This is a genomic window from Paenibacillus sp. FSL E2-8871, from assembly GCF_038000345.1.
Taxonomy (GTDB): Bacteria; Bacillota; Bacilli; order Paenibacillales; family Paenibacillaceae; genus Paenibacillus_AQ.
Genome location: NZ_JBBOBV010000001.1, coordinates 3,046,761 through 3,064,671 on the forward strand (window position 1 = coordinate 3,046,761; position 17,911 = coordinate 3,064,671).

The window sequence follows — 17,911 nt, forward strand, 5'->3', positions numbered from 1 at the left end:
TGATTTTATACATGTCCTACTTGTTACTTTCATATATTGGTGTACAACCCTCGTCCAAAGGAGTATGCCCTATGTTCCGTGAACTGCTTTTCCCTATCATATATGGTCTTATTATCTTTCTGGCTGGCATGAAGCTTATGGAAACAGCCTTGTCCAAGCTCGCAGGCCCTCTGATGACTAGAAGCCTTAATAAGGCTACCTCTACACCAATCAAAGGAATGATTGCCAGTAGCTTGCTGTCGGCCCTGCTTCAGAGCAGCACGGCTGTAACCGTGCTAACGATCGGTATGGTGAATGCCGGCCTGCTCACCTATGCTCGTACACTAGGCATTATCTTAGGTAGCAACATCGGCACTACTTTGACCACAGAACTGATCGGACTTCAGATCAATTCCATGGCCTCCCCATTGCTGGCTGCCTCGCTGAGTCTGTGGGCAGCTGCGGTTATAGCAGGCGAGTTACCACATACGTCACGGGCGGTAGCACTGTGCCGGAAAATATCAGAGCCGCTGCAATTCATCAGCCTGGCTGTATCAGGATTCGCCCTAGTCTTATGGGGAATCGCAGTCATGCAATCCATCGGCGGAACTCTTCAAGAGAGTGGCCTATTCCTCTGGTTCCTGAATCATGCAGCCACAAGTGCCCTATGGGGACTCGCCGCAGGTGCCTGCTTAACTGCCCTGTTACATAGCAGCGCAGCAGTTATAGCCATGGCCATGGGTATTGCCGCCTCGGGTGCCATGCCGCCAGAGCTCGGCATAGCCATCGTGCTCGGTGCTAATGTCGGTACCTGCGTCACGGCAGTCATTGCTTCCATCGGCGGCTCATCTTCCGGCGTCTTCGTCGCTTGGTCGCATGTTGCGCTCAATGTAGGCGGTGCGCTACTGTTCCTACCTCTAATCGGTCCCCTACAAGCAACTGCTGCATGGATTGGCGGAGGAGCCGCCTCACAAATCGCCCATGCACAGACTATTTTTAATGTAGTATGCTCGCTAATCGCACTGCCATTATGTTACCTGCCTGTATGGTCAAGACTGGAGAAACGTCTTCAATCGTAACAATATACTGTAACGCCTGATCCCAAACTTTCCACAACTGTACTATTATACTTCAATCGAAAATATTATAAAACCGCGATCCATCGTAAAAAGTGATTACCGTCGAAGATATTGCGATCAGAGCGAATAAGATTAAAGCAATATAGTCATTTCTTGAGAACGGACGACTGCTGTACCAAGTCCGTTTTCTATTAGTTCCGAAGCCACGTAACTCCATAGCCGTACTAATATTCTCAATTCGCTCAATGCTAGTCAGAATCAAGGGCATTAGAATCGAAATGATATTTTTAAGCCGCTTAGGCAGCTTTTCTTTTCGAGAAATGTCTATTCCCCGTGCCTGAGCAGAGAACGATATATTCTCATAATCTCTTTGGATATCCGGAATGTACCGCAGCGCAAGCGATACAGAATATGCAATTTTATAATTCACACCAATCCGGTTTAAAGATGCTGCGAATTCACTAGGATTTGTCGTTAGAAGGAACAACAGTGCCATAGGAATGACTACTGCATACTTAAGGGCAATATTTAATTGATAGAATAGCTGCTCATATGTAACGGTATACCGACCTACAAGATGAACAATATCATGACGTGAACCGTATATCTTTACACCTTCCAATGGAGAAAAAATAAAGATAGCTATATGATTAAGCACAAAGAAGATCAGGATAAAATATAGTACGAAAGCGTAATCCTGAAATTGAACTTTAGAGACTCTAAAGGCAATCAAACTAAATAATAGCATCACTATTAGACATCTTGTATCATATGTAATCATCCCTGTCACAGACCACACTATAAATAAAATCAGCTTAGTAGCGCCTGTAAGACGGTGAATAGGTGAATCTTGCTTCGTAAAAGTTAACATTGTGGCCTTCATCCGCCCCGGCTCCTCCTGTCGTATGCAATAAATCTTCTTACGAACTCTTCTGGCTGATCCAATTGGACCCTCATAGCCAATGTAAATAGTGAGGTCTCTTTCAAATTAGCATTCCTCACTACTTCTATATTGGTTAATACTCGCTCAGGGCTATCATCAGCAAGCTTAACACCATCAGACAACACTACAGCTCTATCGGCATACTCCAGCATAAGATGCATATCATGCGTAATCATAATGACCGTCATTCCCTGTTCCCGAAGCGTCAAAAGAAATTCCATCATTTCGTTGTAGTGCCTATAATCCTGTGCTGCAGTCGGCTCATCTAATATGATCACTTCCGGCTCCAGGATCATAATAGAAGCAATAGTCACACGTTTCTTCTGTCCGTAGCTGAGCGCAGAGATAGGCCAGCTACGAAAAGCGTATAGACCGCATATTTTCAAAACATGATGCACTCGCTCACGAATAATCTCCTCGGACACCCCTCGTAATTTAAGGCCTAGCGCAACCTCATCATATAAAAGCGTCTTAGAAATCATATGATTAGGATTCTGCATCACGAAACCGATCCGCTCTGCCCGCTCCTTAATCGTATCCTTGGCAATATCCCTTCCGTTCATCAATATCGAACCGGAAGTGGGCTTATAAAAGCCACAGATAAGCTTAGATACCGTGGATTTCCCAGCACCATTTCTCCCAGCTATACAGACCATCTCTCCTTTATGAATAAGAAGGTTAAGTTTATGAAGTACTGGTCTGCTCTTCTCATAACCGAATGAAACATCATGTAACTCAAGGATAGGTAGACTCTCACGTTTATCCTGCTGCGAATTATTATTATCATACCAGTACTCAAGCTTGATGGAGCAAGAGTCCAGCCGAATTTCATCTATATGCTGTGGATTCATATCTGATGCAATCGTACATCCTGCATACTTTAAAGCCGTTAAATAGAGAGGTTCCCGAATACCTACTTCTGAAAGTAAGCGAGTGCTTAATAGCTCAGCGGCTGGCATATCCGCCGCAATGCGTCCGTCATGGATCACAATAATGCGGTCCACCGCACGGTGAAGTACTTCCTCGAGTCTGTGCTCGATAATAATAACCGTTTTACCGGTCTCTTTTTGCACTCGGTCAATAAGCTCAATCGCTTTTGTGCCGGTATATGGATCTAAGTTTGCCAAAGGCTCATCAAACAACAGGATGTCCACATTACCAACCAGAACACCAGCTAAGGTTGTTTTCTGCTTCTGACCACCTGACAATTCCTGAGGTGACGCTCCCAAATATTCGTGGATATCCACGGCTGTTGCCGCAGCCACTACCTTTTCTATCATTTCGGCCTGTTGAACCGCGTGATTCTCCAGACTGAAGGCGATATCCTCACCAACCGTTAATCCAACAAATTGTCCATCCGGGTCTTGTAGTACAGTCCCGACCTGATCCGACAATGCCGCAATACTAAGTTCTTTCTGCTCCAGACCCATAATTCGCAATGACCCTGACATTTCACCTTTATAGGCAAAAGGGATGAGTCCGTTTATACAATGAGCCAGTGTACTTTTTCCAGAACCAGAGGGTCCCACAATAAGTACCTTCTCCCCTTCGGCAATCGTTAAGTTGATATCTGTGAGTGTAGGCTCCTGCTGTGCTCGATATTGAAAACTAAAATCCTTAAATTCAATCACTGCTTTTTTCATCCTTGACCTTCCTCTTAGCTTCGTTTGAAGAATTTCACTTCCATTATATGTTTTACAGCCATAAAAAAGCCGGTGATCTCCACCGGCTTTTGGTTTGGATTATATGCTACTCAGGCTTCTCTGGTCAAGCTGCCTTGCTTCGTTCTTGTCTTTGCATATGCAATTGCGAGTAGTGAGCCAATCACTGCTACAGTGACTATATTGGATGCTCCGGCGATAAGTCCTTGTGAGAATACTTTATTCGCTGGTTCCGCATAGATTAGAATATCCAGTACAGGTGCTACTAAGAACCAGGCGATTGCGTTTGCTACAATCTGGGCCAGATTAAAACGAATCAGTTCCTTTCGTCCGAACTCCCCGTCATGAATCCCAATTCTAGCCACAAGCAGACCAACAACGAGCCCAACAATTCCAGAAGCGATCACCCAACTGAACCAAGGGGAACCATAAAAAATCGCATCCTTCAGTGTATGTCCGATCAGACCAATGAGTAATCCGGCAAACGGACCGTACAACAGTGCGAACAATGCCAGTAAAGCGTATGTAGTCTCAATGTTAGTGTTTGGAATTCCGGATGGAATCGAACCGAACCTGCCCAAAATAACGAATAAAGCAGAACCGATACCAATCGCAACAATCGTCTTAATCGATAACACCTTTTGTTTTGCCATATTTTCATCTCCCCCTACGCTTCTTTTTTATTTTATGTAATTATACATCGGAATAGTCGGAATTAATATAGATTAAAATAAAAAAATCTGCAAAGCAACATTAATGTTGGCTTTGCAGACCCAGACCACTTATAGAGTTATTATATGATTTGCTTTATCTATTTCACAGTAACGGTTACCGTCACTGTCTTGGTGCCAATCTTTCCTTTAATGGATGCCGTTCCTTTGCTCACAGCTACAATCTGGCCGCTAGCAGATACTCTAGCTACAGAAGGCTTAGAGCTAGTCCACGCCGCACTTCCAGTAACAATAGCGGTCTTCCCCGTATCATACTGCGCAATCACAACCGCATTCTGAACAGCTCCCGGGGCCATCTTCAGTCTATTTTCGTTGACAGTCAACTTCAATAGCTTAGGAACTACATTAATTTTGACACTAGCAGCGAGCCCTTGATAAGAACCTGATAACGTCGCAGTTCCTTCTGTTATGGCTTTAACAGATGTACTTTTAACCGTGGCAACTGCTTCATTCGAGGACTCCCAATTCATGCTGCTGGAGATATTCCCCGTCTTACCATTAGAGTAGTAAGCCGTTACCTTTATGGATTTAGAACCTTTAATATTCAATTCAATCGCATTCGGTTCTACAACAATTTTAGTAACCTTTTGTTCAATAGTAACTGGGATACTAATAGTCTTATTAGCGTAGGTTCCCTTTAAAGTGGCAGAACCCTTCACCAGTCCTTTGATTACCTTGCCGGAAGAGGTTGTCTTGATAATTGCATTCGTACCGGTAATCTCCCATTCCATAGTACCTGTAGCATCGAGTTCATTCCCATTTTCCATCACAGCTTTGACTTCAGGAACAGCCTTCTCTTCACCAGTAACAATCACAACGTTTTCCTCTGGTCCGAGCAAAATATGAACCTTATCTTTAACTGTAACACTCACTACAACACTTTTTTCCCGGATAGATGCTTTTGAGGAGGTAGGATTCTCCGATTTTATTTTGCCGACAATATTAACAGTACCAGCCTTTTCAGCAACGAGCTTGCCATCTTTGATGGTGGCGATCTCATCGTTGGCAGAAGTCCACTCGATTTCTTGACTGAGATCCAGCTTCGTTCCATCTAGCTTGGTTCCGTTGACCTTTGGCAAACTAACGGAATCCTCTGTGTACATGTCCAGTTCCTTTTTATCAGCTTCCAACTCAGTAATCGTAGGATATACCGTCAACTTAAAGCTTTTACTAATCCCTCTGTACTCTGCTTTAATAACCGATGTTCCCACTGCTTTTGCGGTGATCGCTGCAGCATCAGTACCCGCAGTAACCGTCGCCGCGAGTTGGTTGTCCGAACTCCATACTGCACTACTGGATACATTCGGAGTGGAATTCGCAGCATCTCGAACTTCTGCTTTGACGTTCAAGCTCTCACCCATAAACAAGAATTGATCGCCTGATGGAGTTAGCAATAACGCTTCATAAGGAGCACGTACATATACATCCAAAGTTTGTGTAATTCCTAAATAAGTTACTGTAATTACAGCTTTTCCCGCGGCTAATACTTTGATTTCTCCCTTGTCTACCGTAGCAACACTGGTATTGGAAGAAGACCATTCCGCTTTCGTGGAAATATCATTTGCGGTCGATTTTGTAGTCTCTTTGGTAAACGCAGCGATTTTTACCGGATTATCGCCAACGAGCATTTCAATTTCCTTAATTACGATGCCCTTATCATTTTTAAGTTCAATTCCAGAGTAAGGCAATTTGACTACTGCTTTAAAGGTTGCTGTTAAGTCCTTGTATTTGGCAGTAATGGTTGAAGTACCTTCACCTGCCAGTGTGATCTTACCTTCTGCAATCGTCAATACGCTTGTATTGGAGCTGCTCCAAGTGGTATCAGCCGTTACATCCTTGGCAGAAGTCGCTGTTTCGCCACCAATCGCATTGGCTTTGACCAACAGTTTATCCTCTTCGTCACCCAATTTGTAATTCCCTTCGGAGCTATATTCGAGCTTTAATTCTTTGATCGGATGTGAGACCTCTACTTCTATAGTAGCGAGTGCATGATTATAAGTAGCTGTAATAATAGCTTTTCCGCTATCTATTGGAGTCAATAAGCCATTTACTACTTTTACAGCGTTAGTGTTAGAAGAATTCCATACCACTGCACCAGTCACATCTCTTTTGGAGGAGGACCCTTCCACATTCGCATATACCTTCAGTTGCTTTGGCGTTTGTCCAACCGTAAGCTGCACTTTGGCTGAGCTTTCAAACTCAATCGAGTTGATATCGCCGGCAGCTGCAAAGACACTTACCGGAAAAACCGCAGTAGCTAACAATATCATGATGAGGAGCATTTTCGTCATTTTCCTGTACACAGTCATTTGTTCTCTCCCTTAGGTTATAATGTCGTTTGGTGGTTTATCCCCACACTCTTTTACTTATATCGACAATTGTACACCAAGTGTTTACCCTATAACTCCATAAAGCCAAATTCAGGACTTTCAGACTAGATAATCAGGTGAAGGGTTGATCAATATATTAGGAAGTAATATGCTAGCTACTACATTCTTTTTTTGAACCAAGGGGGCTACGATGAGTATAGAGAACTTTCAACTAGAGACAATCCCTACTCCAAAAGAGGAGGATAGCTTCCTTAAAGGGGTAAAAGATTGCATTCCTACACTACTCGGTTATTTGAGCATTGGACTTGCAGCAGGTGTTGTTCAAAAGACCGCCGGGCTGAGCATTGCTGAGATTGCCTTGATCAGTCTGATGCTTTATGCCGGTTCAGCACAGTTTATAGCTGCTGGAATGATAGCTGTAAGCAGCTCGCCTGTTGCTATTATCGTTACGATATTTATCGTGAATCTTCGTCATATTTTGCTTAGTGCAGCTCTTTCACCTTATTTCCGGCATCTTACCCCACTGAGAAACATGCTGGTTGGAACCCTGCTGACAGATGAGACCTTTGGAGTTGCTATTAATCAAACAGTGAATAAGCAACAAATCAGTGAAAAATGGATGCATGGCCTTAATCTCACTGCCTATTTAAATTGGTTTATTGCGAATATAGCAGGAGCTTTTTTGGCACAGTGGATTTCTGATCCAGATCAATTCGGTCTACAGTTTGCTTTACCTGCCATGTTCATTGGCATCCTTGTTATTTCCATGATTGATCGTAATAAAATAAAACTTGATTTAGTTGTCGCAATTCTAGCAGTAATCATCGCTGTAGCTAGCTCCTTCGTATTCTCCGGTAGTGTAGGTGTCATTATTGCAACGGTCATTGCGTCAACAGTAGGGATGGTGCTTGAAAAATGGAAGTGAGATGGGATGTATTTTTGATTATTCTAGGGGCGGCTTTGGTAACCTTCATTCCAAGGGTGGTTCCATTAATGATTCTAAGCCGATTCGAATTGCCTGAATGGGGAATGCGCTGGTTAAATTATGTTCCTATCTCTGTTATGGCGGCACTAATAGGTCAGGAGATCCTCTTAAATGATGGAAAATTCTCACCTATAGCTAATAACGTTGAGCTTTTTGCGGCAATCCCTACTTTTTGGATCGCTATAAAGACCCGGAGTTTGCTGGGAACTGTACTTACGGGTGTTATTTCCCTTATGATCCTGCGGATGTTTTTTTGATCATGCAGGGGACCCCAAAAGCAATGAGTTACTGTGGCTGCTAGTTCCCCCGTCTCTTATCTGACCACTTCTTGGCGCTACTCGTAAGAATTCGTTATCAGGAATAGCTGCATTATTTCTGCGTAACGATCAGGATTCATCATGCCAGTTTCGTCCATAAAAGAGTTAAAAAGATGACATAGTACCAATCATTTATAGTGATTGTAAGCGAGAGCTTCTCTTTCAGACGCTCCGCACCACCTTCTCAGCGATATCTGGGGGATTTATACCCCTCTTTCTCACGTTTCACACCTTTCGGGCTATATCTGGGGGATTTATACCCCTCTTTTTCATCTTTCGCGCCTTCCGGGCGATATCTGGGGGATTTATACCCCTCTTTTTCACTTTTCTCGCCTTCCGGGCGATATCTGGGGGATTTATACCCCTCTTTCTCACGTTTCACACCTTCCGGGCGATATCTGGGGGATTTATACCCCTCTTTCTCACGTTTCACGCCTTCCGGGCGATACGGGCGCAGTTTTGGGCTTCTTTGCAAAATCACTGCTAATATATGTACCACTTTTCCAAGAATATTGTCCCTGGAGTCCGAAAGTATGCTCAAATGGCTAAAAAGCATGCTGGTATCTCCATAGAAAACCGCAAGATTAGGAGAGAGCTATGCCTCTCCCATGTAGCAGCCACGTCTCAGCCATCCGGCAGCTATTTCTCTGCTATGCGGTTGCATTTCTCAGCTAACGCCAAACACACAAAGGAGCAATTCTCCATTAACGGGAGAATTGCTCCTTTGCTGTCTTTTAACTAACGTCTATTCCTTAACGAACAGCCAGCTTAAGACCGCTCTGACTAACCCCGACCAATTCGCCTCGGCATTCGTTCACACCAGCTTCGGTGATCTTCACCTCACAAAGTTCTCCTTGAAGTGAATCCTCTCCATCAAAGAAGACCTGCAAATAGTTGTCGCTGAATCCATGCTGGATATTACGGCCCGGAGCTCCTTTAGCGGATCTTTCCGGAATCACACTAAGCGTCTGTCCTACAAACTTACGGGCATATGCTAATTGCATTTCTTCGGATAGATCAATCAGCTCCTGCACGCGTACATTTTTGATCTCCTCATCGATCTGATTCTCCATCCGCGCTGCAGGAGTACCTGTCCGCTTGGAATACGGGAACACATGCATCTCCGAGTAATTTACAGCCTTCATGAAATCGTATCCGGCACGGAACATCTCATCGGTCTCACCCGGGAATCCAACGATAACATCCGTAGTAATCCCGACATCTGGCATCGCCTGGCGGATCAATTGCATTTTGGCGTAATACTCTTCTGTCGTATATTTACGGCGCATCGCTTTCAGCACATCATTATGACCGGCTTGTAACGGAATATGCAGATGACGGCACATTTTGGAGGAGCGGTTCAGCACCTCAAGCAGCTTCTCATCAATCTGACTAGCTTCAATAGAACTGATACGCACCCGTTCCAGACCATCTACCTTATCTAGATCCCACAGTAAATCGGAAAGACGGTAATTATCAAGATCATCACCGTAACCTCCGGTATGAATACCCGTTAGTACAAACTCCTTATACCCTGCTTCTACCAATTGATGCGCTTGAGCTACGATGCTTTTTGGATCACGGCTGCGAGAAAGTCCACGCGACCATGGAATGATACAGAAGGTGCAGAAGTTGTTACAACCATCCTGAATCTTCATAAAAGCACGCGTCCGATCCGCAAAGCCTGGCACATCCATCTCTTCGAACTCGCGTGTCTTCATAATATTACGCACAGCATTAACCGGCTGACGTGAGGCTTCAATATTCTTCACATGTGTCATGATCTGATCGCGGTCCTGGTTACCGATGACAAGGTCAACTCCAGGAATATCTAGAATCTCCCCAGGAGAGGTTTGTGCGTAGCAGCCTGTTACGGCTACGATGGCCTCTGGATTACGGCGCACGGCACGTCGGATCATTTGACGGCTTTTTTTGTCACCTGTGTTAGTTACTGTACAAGTATTAATCAGATATACATCGGCGGGACCCTCGAAATCAACCTGCTCGTAACCTTCATTTTTAAATAGCTGCCAAATGGCTTCGGTATCATAGAAATTCACTTTACAACCTAAAGTATAAAACGCTACGGATGGCATCTCTTAAGCTCCTCCCATTTCTCCAGATTCATATAATATACAAGCAGCGGCAACCATGCCCGCTGTCTCACAGCGCAGAATTCGCCGTCCTAGTCCTACGGATACTGCCCCGGCTTCTTCTGCCTTGAGGCATTCCTCCGGAGTAAAACCTCCTTCAGGACCTACCACAACCATAACTTTCCCGCCAGACTGCGGCGAAAGCGATGCTAACCATGGAGCGACGCTGCTTCGAAGCTGTAAGCCTTCCTCTTTTTCATAACAGAAATAAACAGCATCATACTCACTAAAAGTCTGCAAAAGCTGCTTCCAGGACAACGGTGACCCTACAGACGGAACGATGTTCCGATGAGCCTGTTCGGCAGCTTCCTTACAAATTTTACGCCAGCGATCCAGTCGTTTGCTTTCTTTACGCTCGTCGTATTGCACTATTGTGCGTTCTGACAGAAAAGGAACAAAGCCTACAGCACCAATCTCTGTACACTTCTGAATGACAGTTTCCATCTTATCGGCTTTAGGCAAGCTCTGAGCGACTGTAATTTTAATTCGAGGTTCATGCGTCATCTCCAGGGACTCCAAAATGTTCACAGTGACTTCCCCAATTTCAATCTGCGCAATCTCTACTAATGCCTCACGGGAAACACCATCGCTAACAATAAGCTTGTCCCCTGCCTTACCACGCATCACTTTAGCGATATGACGGGCATCTTCCCCATCAATTCTCACGGTATCCGCACCAAACTGCTCCGGTGTAACGAAATATCGCTGCATCTCATCATCATCCTGTTCATAAATTCAGTAACAAGTATAAACGCCTTCGGCGTCCTTATAAGGACGGTAAGCGTTTAATCGAAAAATATAAGTCATAAAGTATAGAGTGATACTTATACTTTCTTATATTTGAAGAAACGGCTTAGTCGCCCTTATAAGGACGTCACCCGTTTCTTCAAGAAATATAAGGTTCGGTCAGACGAAAATTAACGATCAAATTTTGATCAAATTACATAATACAATGTTTGACAAAGGTTGAACAGACTTCATCCCTTGCCTTAGCTGCCAAAAATTCTTAGAGACAGCTGTACAAATGTTCTGGACATTTCACTAGCCCAGCCTGCAAGCGGATCAATCGTATACGTCCGTAGCCCAGGAATAAACAGAATCAATAAAAAGAGAAATACAGCCCATTGTTCAAATTGCTGTAATTTGCCGCGGATCGAACGTGGGGCGATATCTTCCACAATCCGATAGCCATCCAGTGGCGGCAGCGGAATAAGATTGAACAGAAACAGAAAGAAGTTCCATTGAATGAAGGTGCCAAAGAATAAGTATACAGCCTCGAGCATGCGATCATTCGAGATATTATCTAGAACTCCAGTTGCCGCAAGTGCACCGTATATTATAGCACCAATAATTCCTAAGAGCAGGTTACTGATTGGTCCTGCAGCCGACACGATGACTCCCATGAGACGAGGACGACTAAAGTTATCGCGGTTTACCGGAACCGGACGTGCCCAACCGAAGCCAGCAACTAGCAGCAGCAAAATACCAAAGAAATCGAAATGAACAGCAGGATTAAGCGTCATGCGGCCAAGTAATCTTGCTGTTGGGTCACCGAACTTATTCGCGAAATATGCATGACTGAATTCATGTACTGTAAAAGCAATTAAAATTGTAATGAGCAGGAAAGGAAGCTGATCTAAATCTACTCGAATTATATTTTGTAATATATCCATCTTTACCTCTTTCCGGCTGTAAACGCCACCCAATCTTCCTCACGGGATATTTCAATAATCTCAAAACCAGACGCTTTCAGCGCGTTCGCTACAAGTCCTTCTTTATCTTTATATATACCTGAGGTAATGTAGAGGCCTCCAGGCTGAAGCGCGCGGTACACATCATCCGTAAACAATACGATGATTTCCGCCAAAATATTCGCAACTACAATTTGTACAGGCAATGTCACGCCAAGGCTGCCTTCTTGCTCTTGCTTAGCAGGAACGGCTCCTTCTAGTGAGTGACCAGGTCTAGCGGATGGCCACATCTCTCCAGCCGCTGTATCAGCTACGCCTTCCCCGCCCAGCAGCGATAGAAGATCGCTCTCTTTTACCGTTATGGATGATTCAAGCTTGTTAAGGGCTACATTCTCCCGTGCACTTTCCACAGCCACCGGATCTAAATCTAATGCCAATACGGATTTTGCACCTAGCAGCATCGCACCTACAGCCAGAATTCCTGAACCGGTGCCGACATCAATAACTTCTTCACCGCCGCTAATATTCTTTTCAAGTGCACGGAGGCACAAAGCTGTTGTAGGGTGAGTCCCAGTACCAAATGCCATGCCAGGGTCGATCTCAATGATGGCTTCATCTGGACTCTCAGGCGTATATTCCTCCCAGGTTGGTTTAATGGTAAGACGTTTGGATACGCGTAGCGGTTTGAAATATTGCTTCCAAGCATGCGCCCATTCGTCTTCATCCACAGTCTTCCAAGAAATCAACGCTTTGCCTGGATCAATCCCGTACTCATGCAATTCGACTACCCGTGGAGTCAATTCTTCTATAACAGCATCCATATCTGTGGAATCGGCATAATACCCTTTTATGACCGCTTCCCCTTCAGGAATATCATTCAAAGGTTGGTCGTACAATTCACCGTAACGTGTATCCCGTTCTTTATTCAGTGTGCCGGATTCCTCGATTGAAACCCCACCCGCACCAGCTTCATATAAAAAATTCGAAATCATTTCCTGTGCTTCTTCTGTTGTATGTATCGTCACTTCATGCCATAACATCTTTATGTAATCCTCCTAAAAGTTTTGTGAGCATTTGCTTCATTGATTTACTTCGTGCAAAACTCGCTTCGAAAGCATAGGCTTAGTTTTGTGAGCATTTGCTTCATTGGTTTACTTCGTGCAAAACTCGCTTCGAAAGCATTCGCTTCATAGTATAACATTTCTTATTGGTGTAACGCCAAACTACAGCTCAACAACCTGCGACGTCCTCTTTACGCCTACAAAAGCAGTTGAGCGAATGATCATCCACCATCCCCGATGCCTGCATAAAAGCATAACATATTGTAGTACCCACAAACTTCATGCCTTTCTTCTTTAATGTCTTACTCATCTCGTCAGACTGAGCCGTCGAAGCAGGTACATCTGCACGAGTCTTCCAATGATTAATAGTTGGCACACCTCCGACAAAGCTCCAGAGATACTCTGCAAAGCTGCCATATTCCTCGCAAATTCGCAAATACACACCCGCATTACGAATGATAGCATCAATTTTTAATCGATTTCTAATAATCCCTGGATCACTCATTAGCTCTGCAATTTTGGCTTCATCATAATGGACAATCTTATTCGGATCAAATCCGTCAAATACCTCTCTGAAACGCGCCCGTTTTTTTAGTACCGTGTACCAGCTCAGCCCTGCCTGCATCCCTTCCAGCATAAGCAATTCAAACAGCTTTTGGTCACCATACAGAGGCTTTCCCCACTCTTCATCATGATAGGCAATATATAGAGGATCATCATTGACCCAAGCACAGCGAGTGACTTCCATCATTTCCCCCTCCTTTAATTATTCATAGTAAACCTTTACAACGTCTACTCACTGTATACGAAAAAAAGGGAAGAACACAAGGTTCATCCCCTAAAAAAGTTATTCTATTTCCTTTAATTATGCTTCTTCTAACTCTTATGACTGGATCTGCACTCTCGTTTCTTTATCCGGATCATCAGTTGTATAGTAGAACATATAGATAGTAGCTTCTGTACCTTTAAAATTCTTATACACATCAATGGCCTTGTTGTTTCCATCCCCCGCGAAATTGACGGTTAGCGGTTTACCTAGGATGCGCTCCTTACCAAGCCCGATATGTGTTTGGTTAATTCCACCGAAGCGAGCATCTTCACTCCCAGTTTCTACATAAAGATCGGATCCCTGCATATAGTATGTCCACTTCACCGGATACCCGTTGAGTTGCTGGATAATCGTCTGTTTCTTTTGAGAGATGTTCGTTAAAAGAAGCGGTATTTTGTCATCATTATTATTTGTAATTTTATAGCTGCCATGCTGAGTCACCTTATATTTAGCTACAAAGGTAATCGGAGTCTCTTTCGTAATTTCAAGATCGACTGGCCGTTCGAAACGAAGCACTGTCAGCTCCGGCTCACCCTCTGGAGATCTCCATAAATGCCCCTCAAGCGTCTTGCCTGCTACTTCAAGAGCATACTTTTTATAAGGGAAGCCATTGTCTATATCCTTACTTCTAACTGTGACTCGAATTTGAGTAGGCGACACAACCATATTCTCCAGCGTGTAATCAGTCTCACCTGCCTCGAGCGGCAGATTCAGACTGGTTTTTATCGTCCCGCTCTCCATCTGCTTTTTGCTTAATTGAAGATCGAATGAAAGTGGTCCATTAACATCTTTTTCTTTCTTCATATATTGCAGCTGATAAGTCGTTTGACCACCGGAAACATCCTCCGCCTTAAAGTATTGCTGCGCTGTATACTCCCCTTTTTCTCCTGGTGTACCGAAAGTACCTCCAGGCAGCGAATTTATGAGCGTTCCATTTTTGTAACCGACAATATTTGGATAGGCCCATTCTTTTGCTTCTGGCTGATCAAAAATGATCGCTGAAGAGAATAACATTTTCTCTTGACCTTGGGTAAATGGCTTCACCTCTATGCTGCGCATCCCTTCCTGTCCAATAGGGAAGCTCTGTGTCTCCGTCGAGTGAATATCCAGCGGCAAATCTAACGATTGTTCACTAAAAGCCTGAATATCATTTGTAACTAGCTGAACATTCACGGTGTCCTTCTCTGGTGTCCATTCACTTTCGAAATAACCGTTATAAATTTGGTTCTTTTCGTCCCAGTTCAGATAATTGTACTCTCCAGAACTATTTCCCCCCTCAGTACCTTTCAGGGTCATCTCAGTCACACGCCAAGTTTCACTGTCCTGTCGTTGTCCAACATCCAATGTGAATAAGATGACCGTTCGATTCTCATCCACGATGGCGGTATGTAGCTTTAGCGTCACTCCGTCCTTTGTCACCGATTGATCCAGCTTTTGACCGAGGTTTTGTGCCAGTGCCGCCTGAATACCACCTTTTTCACGGAGCATTGTATCCCAATTATAATGAACTGCCGCATATACTGGCGCCGCCGCTAGAAGTACTGAAAACGATGAAACAAGTGCTATTTTGCTCCAGTTTCTCCCCTGTTTCTGGCTACCACTGCTCATCCGAGCGTGAAAAGATGTTGTATTTTTATGTTCAATTCTCTCCCACATGCTTTCAAAATCAGGATATGTTACACTTTGACCCTCATTTAACTGATGCTCCAGCATATTCTCCAACTTTTTCATAAGATTCGCCCTCTTTCCGTTCAATTTGAACCCCAGCCTCCAGCAAAATTCTCCGCAATACCTTTAGCCCTTTATGCAGCCTTGATTTGGTGGTCCCGAGCGGGATGGATAGCAGGTCCGATACTTCAGCCAAGCTGAAATCATGCATGTACCTAAGCGTAATCACCATCCGAAGTTTGACTGGGAGCTGGCTCAAATATTTCGCCCATTCCATTGTCGTCTCCCGCTGCTCAATCAATCGTTCTACAGGGATTTCAGGAGACTTCTTAAATAAATAAAGATTGTCTGATATTTTTTGTTGTAAAGTACGCTTCCGTTTCAAATGATTCAGGCAATGGTTGACCGTTATTTTCATAATCCAAGCCTTCAAATGCTCTACGTTCTCACGATTCGTGTGAAATACGGTAATGAACACATCCTGCGTCAAGTCCTCCGCATCCGCGGCGTCATGCACCATATAGTAGCAGGTCCGATATACATCCTTGTTGTAGGCTTCGAATAATTCCCGATTAGTCTCCAAATCTTTCTCCCTCCTTTCTTATCCGTGATATCTATATGACAACCAATCTCTGGAAAAGGTTCGTTTTTCTGAGCATAAACTATAGATGCTAGTAATAACAGATGAAAGATAGCAATTATACTCGCAACACAAAAAGCCACTCCCCATAAATCTGGGAACTGGCTTTCCTTTATATTCACGCTAACAGCATACAGAAATTAAATGATATTCATAACCTCTCGTGCTTGTGTATCTAAATCCTGGGCTGAGGAAGAGATATTATTGAAATCATCTAAGGCTATTTGAATCTGCTGTTGACTAGCTTCTATATTTTCTTGCACCTGGTTTGTTCCTTTGGAGATCTTATTGATTTCCAGCGTAATGGCATCCACACTATCTTTCACTTGAATGATCGAATCCTGCACCATGGAAGATAGCTTCCTAACTTCTTTTGCAACCACGTCAAAACCACGCCCAAACTCCCCGGCATGTGCCGCTTCAATTGCTGCATTAAGCGCTAACAGTTGCGTTTGCGAAGCAATGTTACGAATAGTTTGTACAATTCCCTGAATCGATACCGCTTGTGTCTCCAGATTAGCTAGAGTCTGTGTATTTTCAATGGATACTTCGGCTATTTTATCGATACTCAGCAATAGTTCTTGACTACGTTCAATGCCTTTCTCGGCTCTATGATTTAAGCTGTCCGACATCTCTTGCATCCGCTGTACTACAACACTCATGTTATTTTGTCGATCCGTGATATTAGTCGCTATCTTAGATACGCCAATGACCTGTTCATTATTTTCATCAAAGACAGGCATATATGTAGCTTCCAGCCATACCGCATTTCCTTTTGCATCCATTCGTTCGATCTTATCCTGTACACTTTTTCCTGAAAAAAGATCCTGCCAGAACAGCTCATAGCCCGGGCTATTTACAAAGTGAGGAAAGCAAAACTCTTTATGATGCATCCCATACATCTCTTCTTTGTTATACCCCATCGAACTAGCAAAAACGTCATTCACATAAGCCACTCGTCGATCAAGATCAAACCTTATAATCGCTAAATTTTTTTCTAAAGATCGGACAACAAGCTCATCGGTAACTCCCTGAGAGTGTACCATTCCCATATAATAATTCCTCCTGGATATCTACAAGTTACTCGTCGCGTCATCATGAAGTATATCTGAACAATTATACGCTCTTATTGCGCAGAGAGAAATACATGATTTTCATTAAAATGCATCTAATTCGTAATAAAAATAACCCCACCAACGTTCGGTAGAGTCCAGCTTTCATCCCGGATGTTTATACGCCGATTTCTGACGAGGGGCAAGTAATATCGAGATACTTCTAAGTGATGATAATTGGGAAAACCCCAGCCGTAATTCCAGCCAGGGTTCGAAGCAAGTTCCTATTAATACTAATTTGTCTCTTGCAAAATGCACATACCAAACGGTCCAGCAAACATAGCCTTTTATATGTACATTTCCTTATTTCTTGGATCCGTAATCTCCGATCTTAATTCCCCATACCGAATCCTTCTGATAGGACGCAGCCTCCTTTAAACTTGGAAGTCTTGCATCCAGAGGACTATGTCTTTCCAAATACATCACAAACGCCTGGCGAAGCCCAATCTCAGCATCCAGTTTATTAAGTTCGTTCGGGTGTTTCTCCATCTCCGCTAATTCTACTTCCCAACGGTATAAATCGCTTGCCTCAGATCGTTCCAGCCGAACTTTTTCAGTTAGCTCCCGCAGCTCACGGTAGGCCTGTTTTACTTTTGAAGAGTACAGTTGCTTCTGATTCATAAAAGTTAAGAATGCGATAAGTAGTGCTAAACCTATCCATAAAATAACGTTGTCCATATTCTCCCCCCTGCTTGGGCTATTCTCCTAATTATACACATCAGAACGCAAAAA

General features: G+C 43.8%; 17 protein-coding genes. 3 read left to right on the forward strand and 14 right to left on the reverse strand.

Annotation, left to right across the window (positions count from 1 at the left end; all coding sequences use genetic code 11):
- The first annotated feature begins 71 nt into the window (after nucleotides 1–71).
- The gene (locus NYE25_RS13945) at nucleotides 72–1,058 is read left to right on the forward strand and encodes a Na/Pi cotransporter family protein (RefSeq protein WP_076284792.1); all 987 of its coding nucleotides are present in this window, start codon (nucleotides 72–74) and stop codon (nucleotides 1,056–1,058) included.
- 52 nt (nucleotides 1,059–1,110) lie between these two features.
- Here the strand turns inward: NYE25_RS13945 and NYE25_RS13950 are convergent, their stop codons facing one another.
- The 4 genes from NYE25_RS13950 to NYE25_RS13965 form a co-directional block, all read right to left on the reverse strand.
- A complete protein-coding gene (locus tag NYE25_RS13950; protein ID WP_341146138.1) occupies nucleotides 1,111–1,941 on the reverse strand; it encodes an energy-coupling factor transporter transmembrane component T family protein in 831 nt (276 codons plus the stop codon).
- Nucleotides 1,938–3,644 carry an ABC transporter ATP-binding protein gene (locus NYE25_RS13955; protein ID WP_341146139.1) on the reverse strand — a complete coding sequence of 569 codons (1,707 nt, stop codon included), beginning with the start codon at nucleotides 3,642–3,644 and terminating at the stop codon, nucleotides 1,938–1,940. Before NYE25_RS13955 ends, NYE25_RS13950 begins: the two co-directional genes overlap by 4 nt.
- Nucleotides 3,645–3,754: 110 nt before the next feature.
- Nucleotides 3,755–4,315 carry an ECF-type riboflavin transporter substrate-binding protein gene (locus tag NYE25_RS13960; RefSeq protein ID WP_341052248.1) on the reverse strand — a complete coding sequence of 187 codons (561 nt, stop codon included), beginning with the start codon at nucleotides 4,313–4,315 and terminating at the stop codon, nucleotides 3,755–3,757.
- A gap of 158 nt (nucleotides 4,316–4,473) precedes the next feature.
- Nucleotides 4,474–6,702: an Ig-like domain-containing protein gene (locus NYE25_RS13965; protein ID WP_341146140.1), complete on the reverse strand. Its 2,229-nt coding sequence runs from the start codon at nucleotides 6,700–6,702 to the stop codon at nucleotides 4,474–4,476.
- 211 nt (nucleotides 6,703–6,913) lie between these two features.
- On the opposite strand from NYE25_RS13965, the gene NYE25_RS13970 reads away from it, so the two are divergent.
- Together NYE25_RS13970 and NYE25_RS13975 are read left to right on the forward strand one after the other, a co-directional pair.
- On the forward strand, nucleotides 6,914–7,648 hold the full coding sequence (locus NYE25_RS13970) for an AzlC family ABC transporter permease (protein ID WP_076284796.1): 735 nt from the start codon (nucleotides 6,914–6,916) through the stop codon (nucleotides 7,646–7,648).
- Nucleotides 7,639–7,965, forward strand: coding sequence for an AzlD domain-containing protein (locus tag NYE25_RS13975; RefSeq protein ID WP_149647625.1), 327 nt, complete (start codon nucleotides 7,639–7,641; stop codon nucleotides 7,963–7,965). Before NYE25_RS13970 ends, NYE25_RS13975 begins: the two co-directional genes overlap by 10 nt.
- A 244-nt stretch (nucleotides 7,966–8,209) precedes the next feature.
- On the opposite strand, the gene NYE25_RS13980 is transcribed toward NYE25_RS13975, so the two are convergent.
- The 10 genes from NYE25_RS13980 to NYE25_RS14025 form a co-directional block, all read right to left on the reverse strand.
- Nucleotides 8,210–8,581, reverse strand: coding sequence for a hypothetical protein (locus NYE25_RS13980; protein ID WP_341146141.1), 372 nt, complete (start codon nucleotides 8,579–8,581; stop codon nucleotides 8,210–8,212).
- A gap of 196 nt (nucleotides 8,582–8,777) precedes the next feature.
- Nucleotides 8,778–10,121, reverse strand: coding sequence for a tRNA (N(6)-L-threonylcarbamoyladenosine(37)-C(2))-methylthiotransferase MtaB (gene mtaB, locus NYE25_RS13985; RefSeq protein ID WP_339243213.1), 1,344 nt, complete (start codon nucleotides 10,119–10,121; stop codon nucleotides 8,778–8,780).
- Between the two features lie 3 nt (nucleotides 10,122–10,124).
- Nucleotides 10,125–10,889, reverse strand: a complete 765-nt coding sequence (locus tag NYE25_RS13990) for an RsmE family RNA methyltransferase (protein WP_042190982.1) — start codon at nucleotides 10,887–10,889, stop codon at nucleotides 10,125–10,127.
- A gap of 278 nt (nucleotides 10,890–11,167) precedes the next feature.
- Complete coding sequence (locus tag NYE25_RS13995) at nucleotides 11,168–11,851, reverse strand: site-2 protease family protein (protein WP_042190984.1); 684 nt, start codon at nucleotides 11,849–11,851, stop codon at nucleotides 11,168–11,170.
- Between the two features lie 2 nt (nucleotides 11,852–11,853).
- Nucleotides 11,854–12,909: a 50S ribosomal protein L11 methyltransferase gene (gene prmA / locus NYE25_RS14000; RefSeq protein ID WP_341146142.1), complete on the reverse strand. Its 1,056-nt coding sequence runs from the start codon at nucleotides 12,907–12,909 to the stop codon at nucleotides 11,854–11,856.
- 190 nt (nucleotides 12,910–13,099) lie between these two features.
- Nucleotides 13,100–13,678, reverse strand: coding sequence for a DNA-3-methyladenine glycosylase I (locus NYE25_RS14005; RefSeq protein ID WP_341147729.1), 579 nt, complete (start codon nucleotides 13,676–13,678; stop codon nucleotides 13,100–13,102).
- A 135-nt stretch (nucleotides 13,679–13,813) separates the two neighbouring features.
- A complete protein-coding gene (locus NYE25_RS14010) occupies nucleotides 13,814–15,490 on the reverse strand; it encodes a DUF4179 domain-containing protein (protein WP_341146143.1) in 1,677 nt (558 codons plus the stop codon).
- On the reverse strand, nucleotides 15,450–16,010 hold the full coding sequence (locus NYE25_RS14015; RefSeq protein ID WP_076299677.1) for an RNA polymerase sigma factor: 561 nt from the start codon (nucleotides 16,008–16,010) through the stop codon (nucleotides 15,450–15,452). Before NYE25_RS14015 ends, NYE25_RS14010 begins: the two co-directional genes overlap by 41 nt.
- Nucleotides 16,011–16,207: 197 nt before the next feature.
- Nucleotides 16,208–17,119 (reverse strand): methyl-accepting chemotaxis protein, encoded by a 912-nt coding sequence (locus NYE25_RS14020; RefSeq protein WP_149647628.1) that lies wholly within the window; start codon nucleotides 17,117–17,119, stop codon nucleotides 16,208–16,210.
- 363 nt (nucleotides 17,120–17,482) lie between these two features.
- Nucleotides 17,483–17,857, reverse strand: a complete 375-nt coding sequence (locus tag NYE25_RS14025; protein WP_149647629.1) for a hypothetical protein — start codon at nucleotides 17,855–17,857, stop codon at nucleotides 17,483–17,485.
- Between the last annotated feature and the right edge of the window lie 54 nt (nucleotides 17,858–17,911).

What these genes read in the sequence shown, in the direction of transcription:
- mtaB (WP_339243213.1), bottom strand. Translation starts at nt 10,121, where the DNA reads ATGCCATCCGTAGCGTTTTATACTTTAGGTTGTAAAGTGAATTTCTAT.
- NYE25_RS13980 (WP_341146141.1), bottom strand. Translation starts at nt 8,581, where the DNA reads ATGCTTTTTAGCCATTTGAGCATACTTTCGGACTCCAGGGACAATATT.
- NYE25_RS13945 (WP_076284792.1), top strand. Translation starts at nt 72, where the DNA reads ATGTTCCGTGAACTGCTTTTCCCTATCATATATGGTCTTATTATCTTT.
- NYE25_RS14020 (WP_149647628.1), bottom strand. Translation starts at nt 17,119, where the DNA reads ATGGGAATGGTACACTCTCAGGGAGTTACCGATGAGCTTGTTGTCCGA.
- NYE25_RS13960 (WP_341052248.1), bottom strand. Translation starts at nt 4,315, where the DNA reads ATGGCAAAACAAAAGGTGTTATCGATTAAGACGATTGTTGCGATTGGT.
- NYE25_RS13955 (WP_341146139.1), bottom strand. Translation starts at nt 3,644, where the DNA reads ATGAAAAAAGCAGTGATTGAATTTAAGGATTTTAGTTTTCAATATCGA.
- NYE25_RS13995 (WP_042190984.1), bottom strand. Translation starts at nt 11,851, where the DNA reads ATGGATATATTACAAAATATAATTCGAGTAGATTTAGATCAGCTTCCT.
- NYE25_RS13970 (WP_076284796.1), top strand. Translation starts at nt 6,914, where the DNA reads ATGAGTATAGAGAACTTTCAACTAGAGACAATCCCTACTCCAAAAGAG.
- prmA (WP_341146142.1), bottom strand. Translation starts at nt 12,909, where the DNA reads ATGTTATGGCATGAAGTGACGATACATACAACAGAAGAAGCACAGGAA.
- NYE25_RS14025 (WP_149647629.1), bottom strand. Translation starts at nt 17,857, where the DNA reads ATGGACAACGTTATTTTATGGATAGGTTTAGCACTACTTATCGCATTC.
- NYE25_RS14010 (WP_341146143.1), bottom strand. Translation starts at nt 15,490, where the DNA reads ATGAAAAAGTTGGAGAATATGCTGGAGCATCAGTTAAATGAGGGTCAA.
- NYE25_RS14005 (WP_341147729.1), bottom strand. Translation starts at nt 13,678, where the DNA reads ATGGAAGTCACTCGCTGTGCTTGGGTCAATGATGATCCTCTATATATT.
- NYE25_RS13975 (WP_149647625.1), top strand. Translation starts at nt 7,639, where the DNA reads ATGGAAGTGAGATGGGATGTATTTTTGATTATTCTAGGGGCGGCTTTG.
- NYE25_RS13965 (WP_341146140.1), bottom strand. Translation starts at nt 6,702, where the DNA reads ATGACTGTGTACAGGAAAATGACGAAAATGCTCCTCATCATGATATTG.
- NYE25_RS13950 (WP_341146138.1), bottom strand. Translation starts at nt 1,941, where the DNA reads ATGAAGGCCACAATGTTAACTTTTACGAAGCAAGATTCACCTATTCAC.
- NYE25_RS13990 (WP_042190982.1), bottom strand. Translation starts at nt 10,889, where the DNA reads ATGCAGCGATATTTCGTTACACCGGAGCAGTTTGGTGCGGATACCGTG.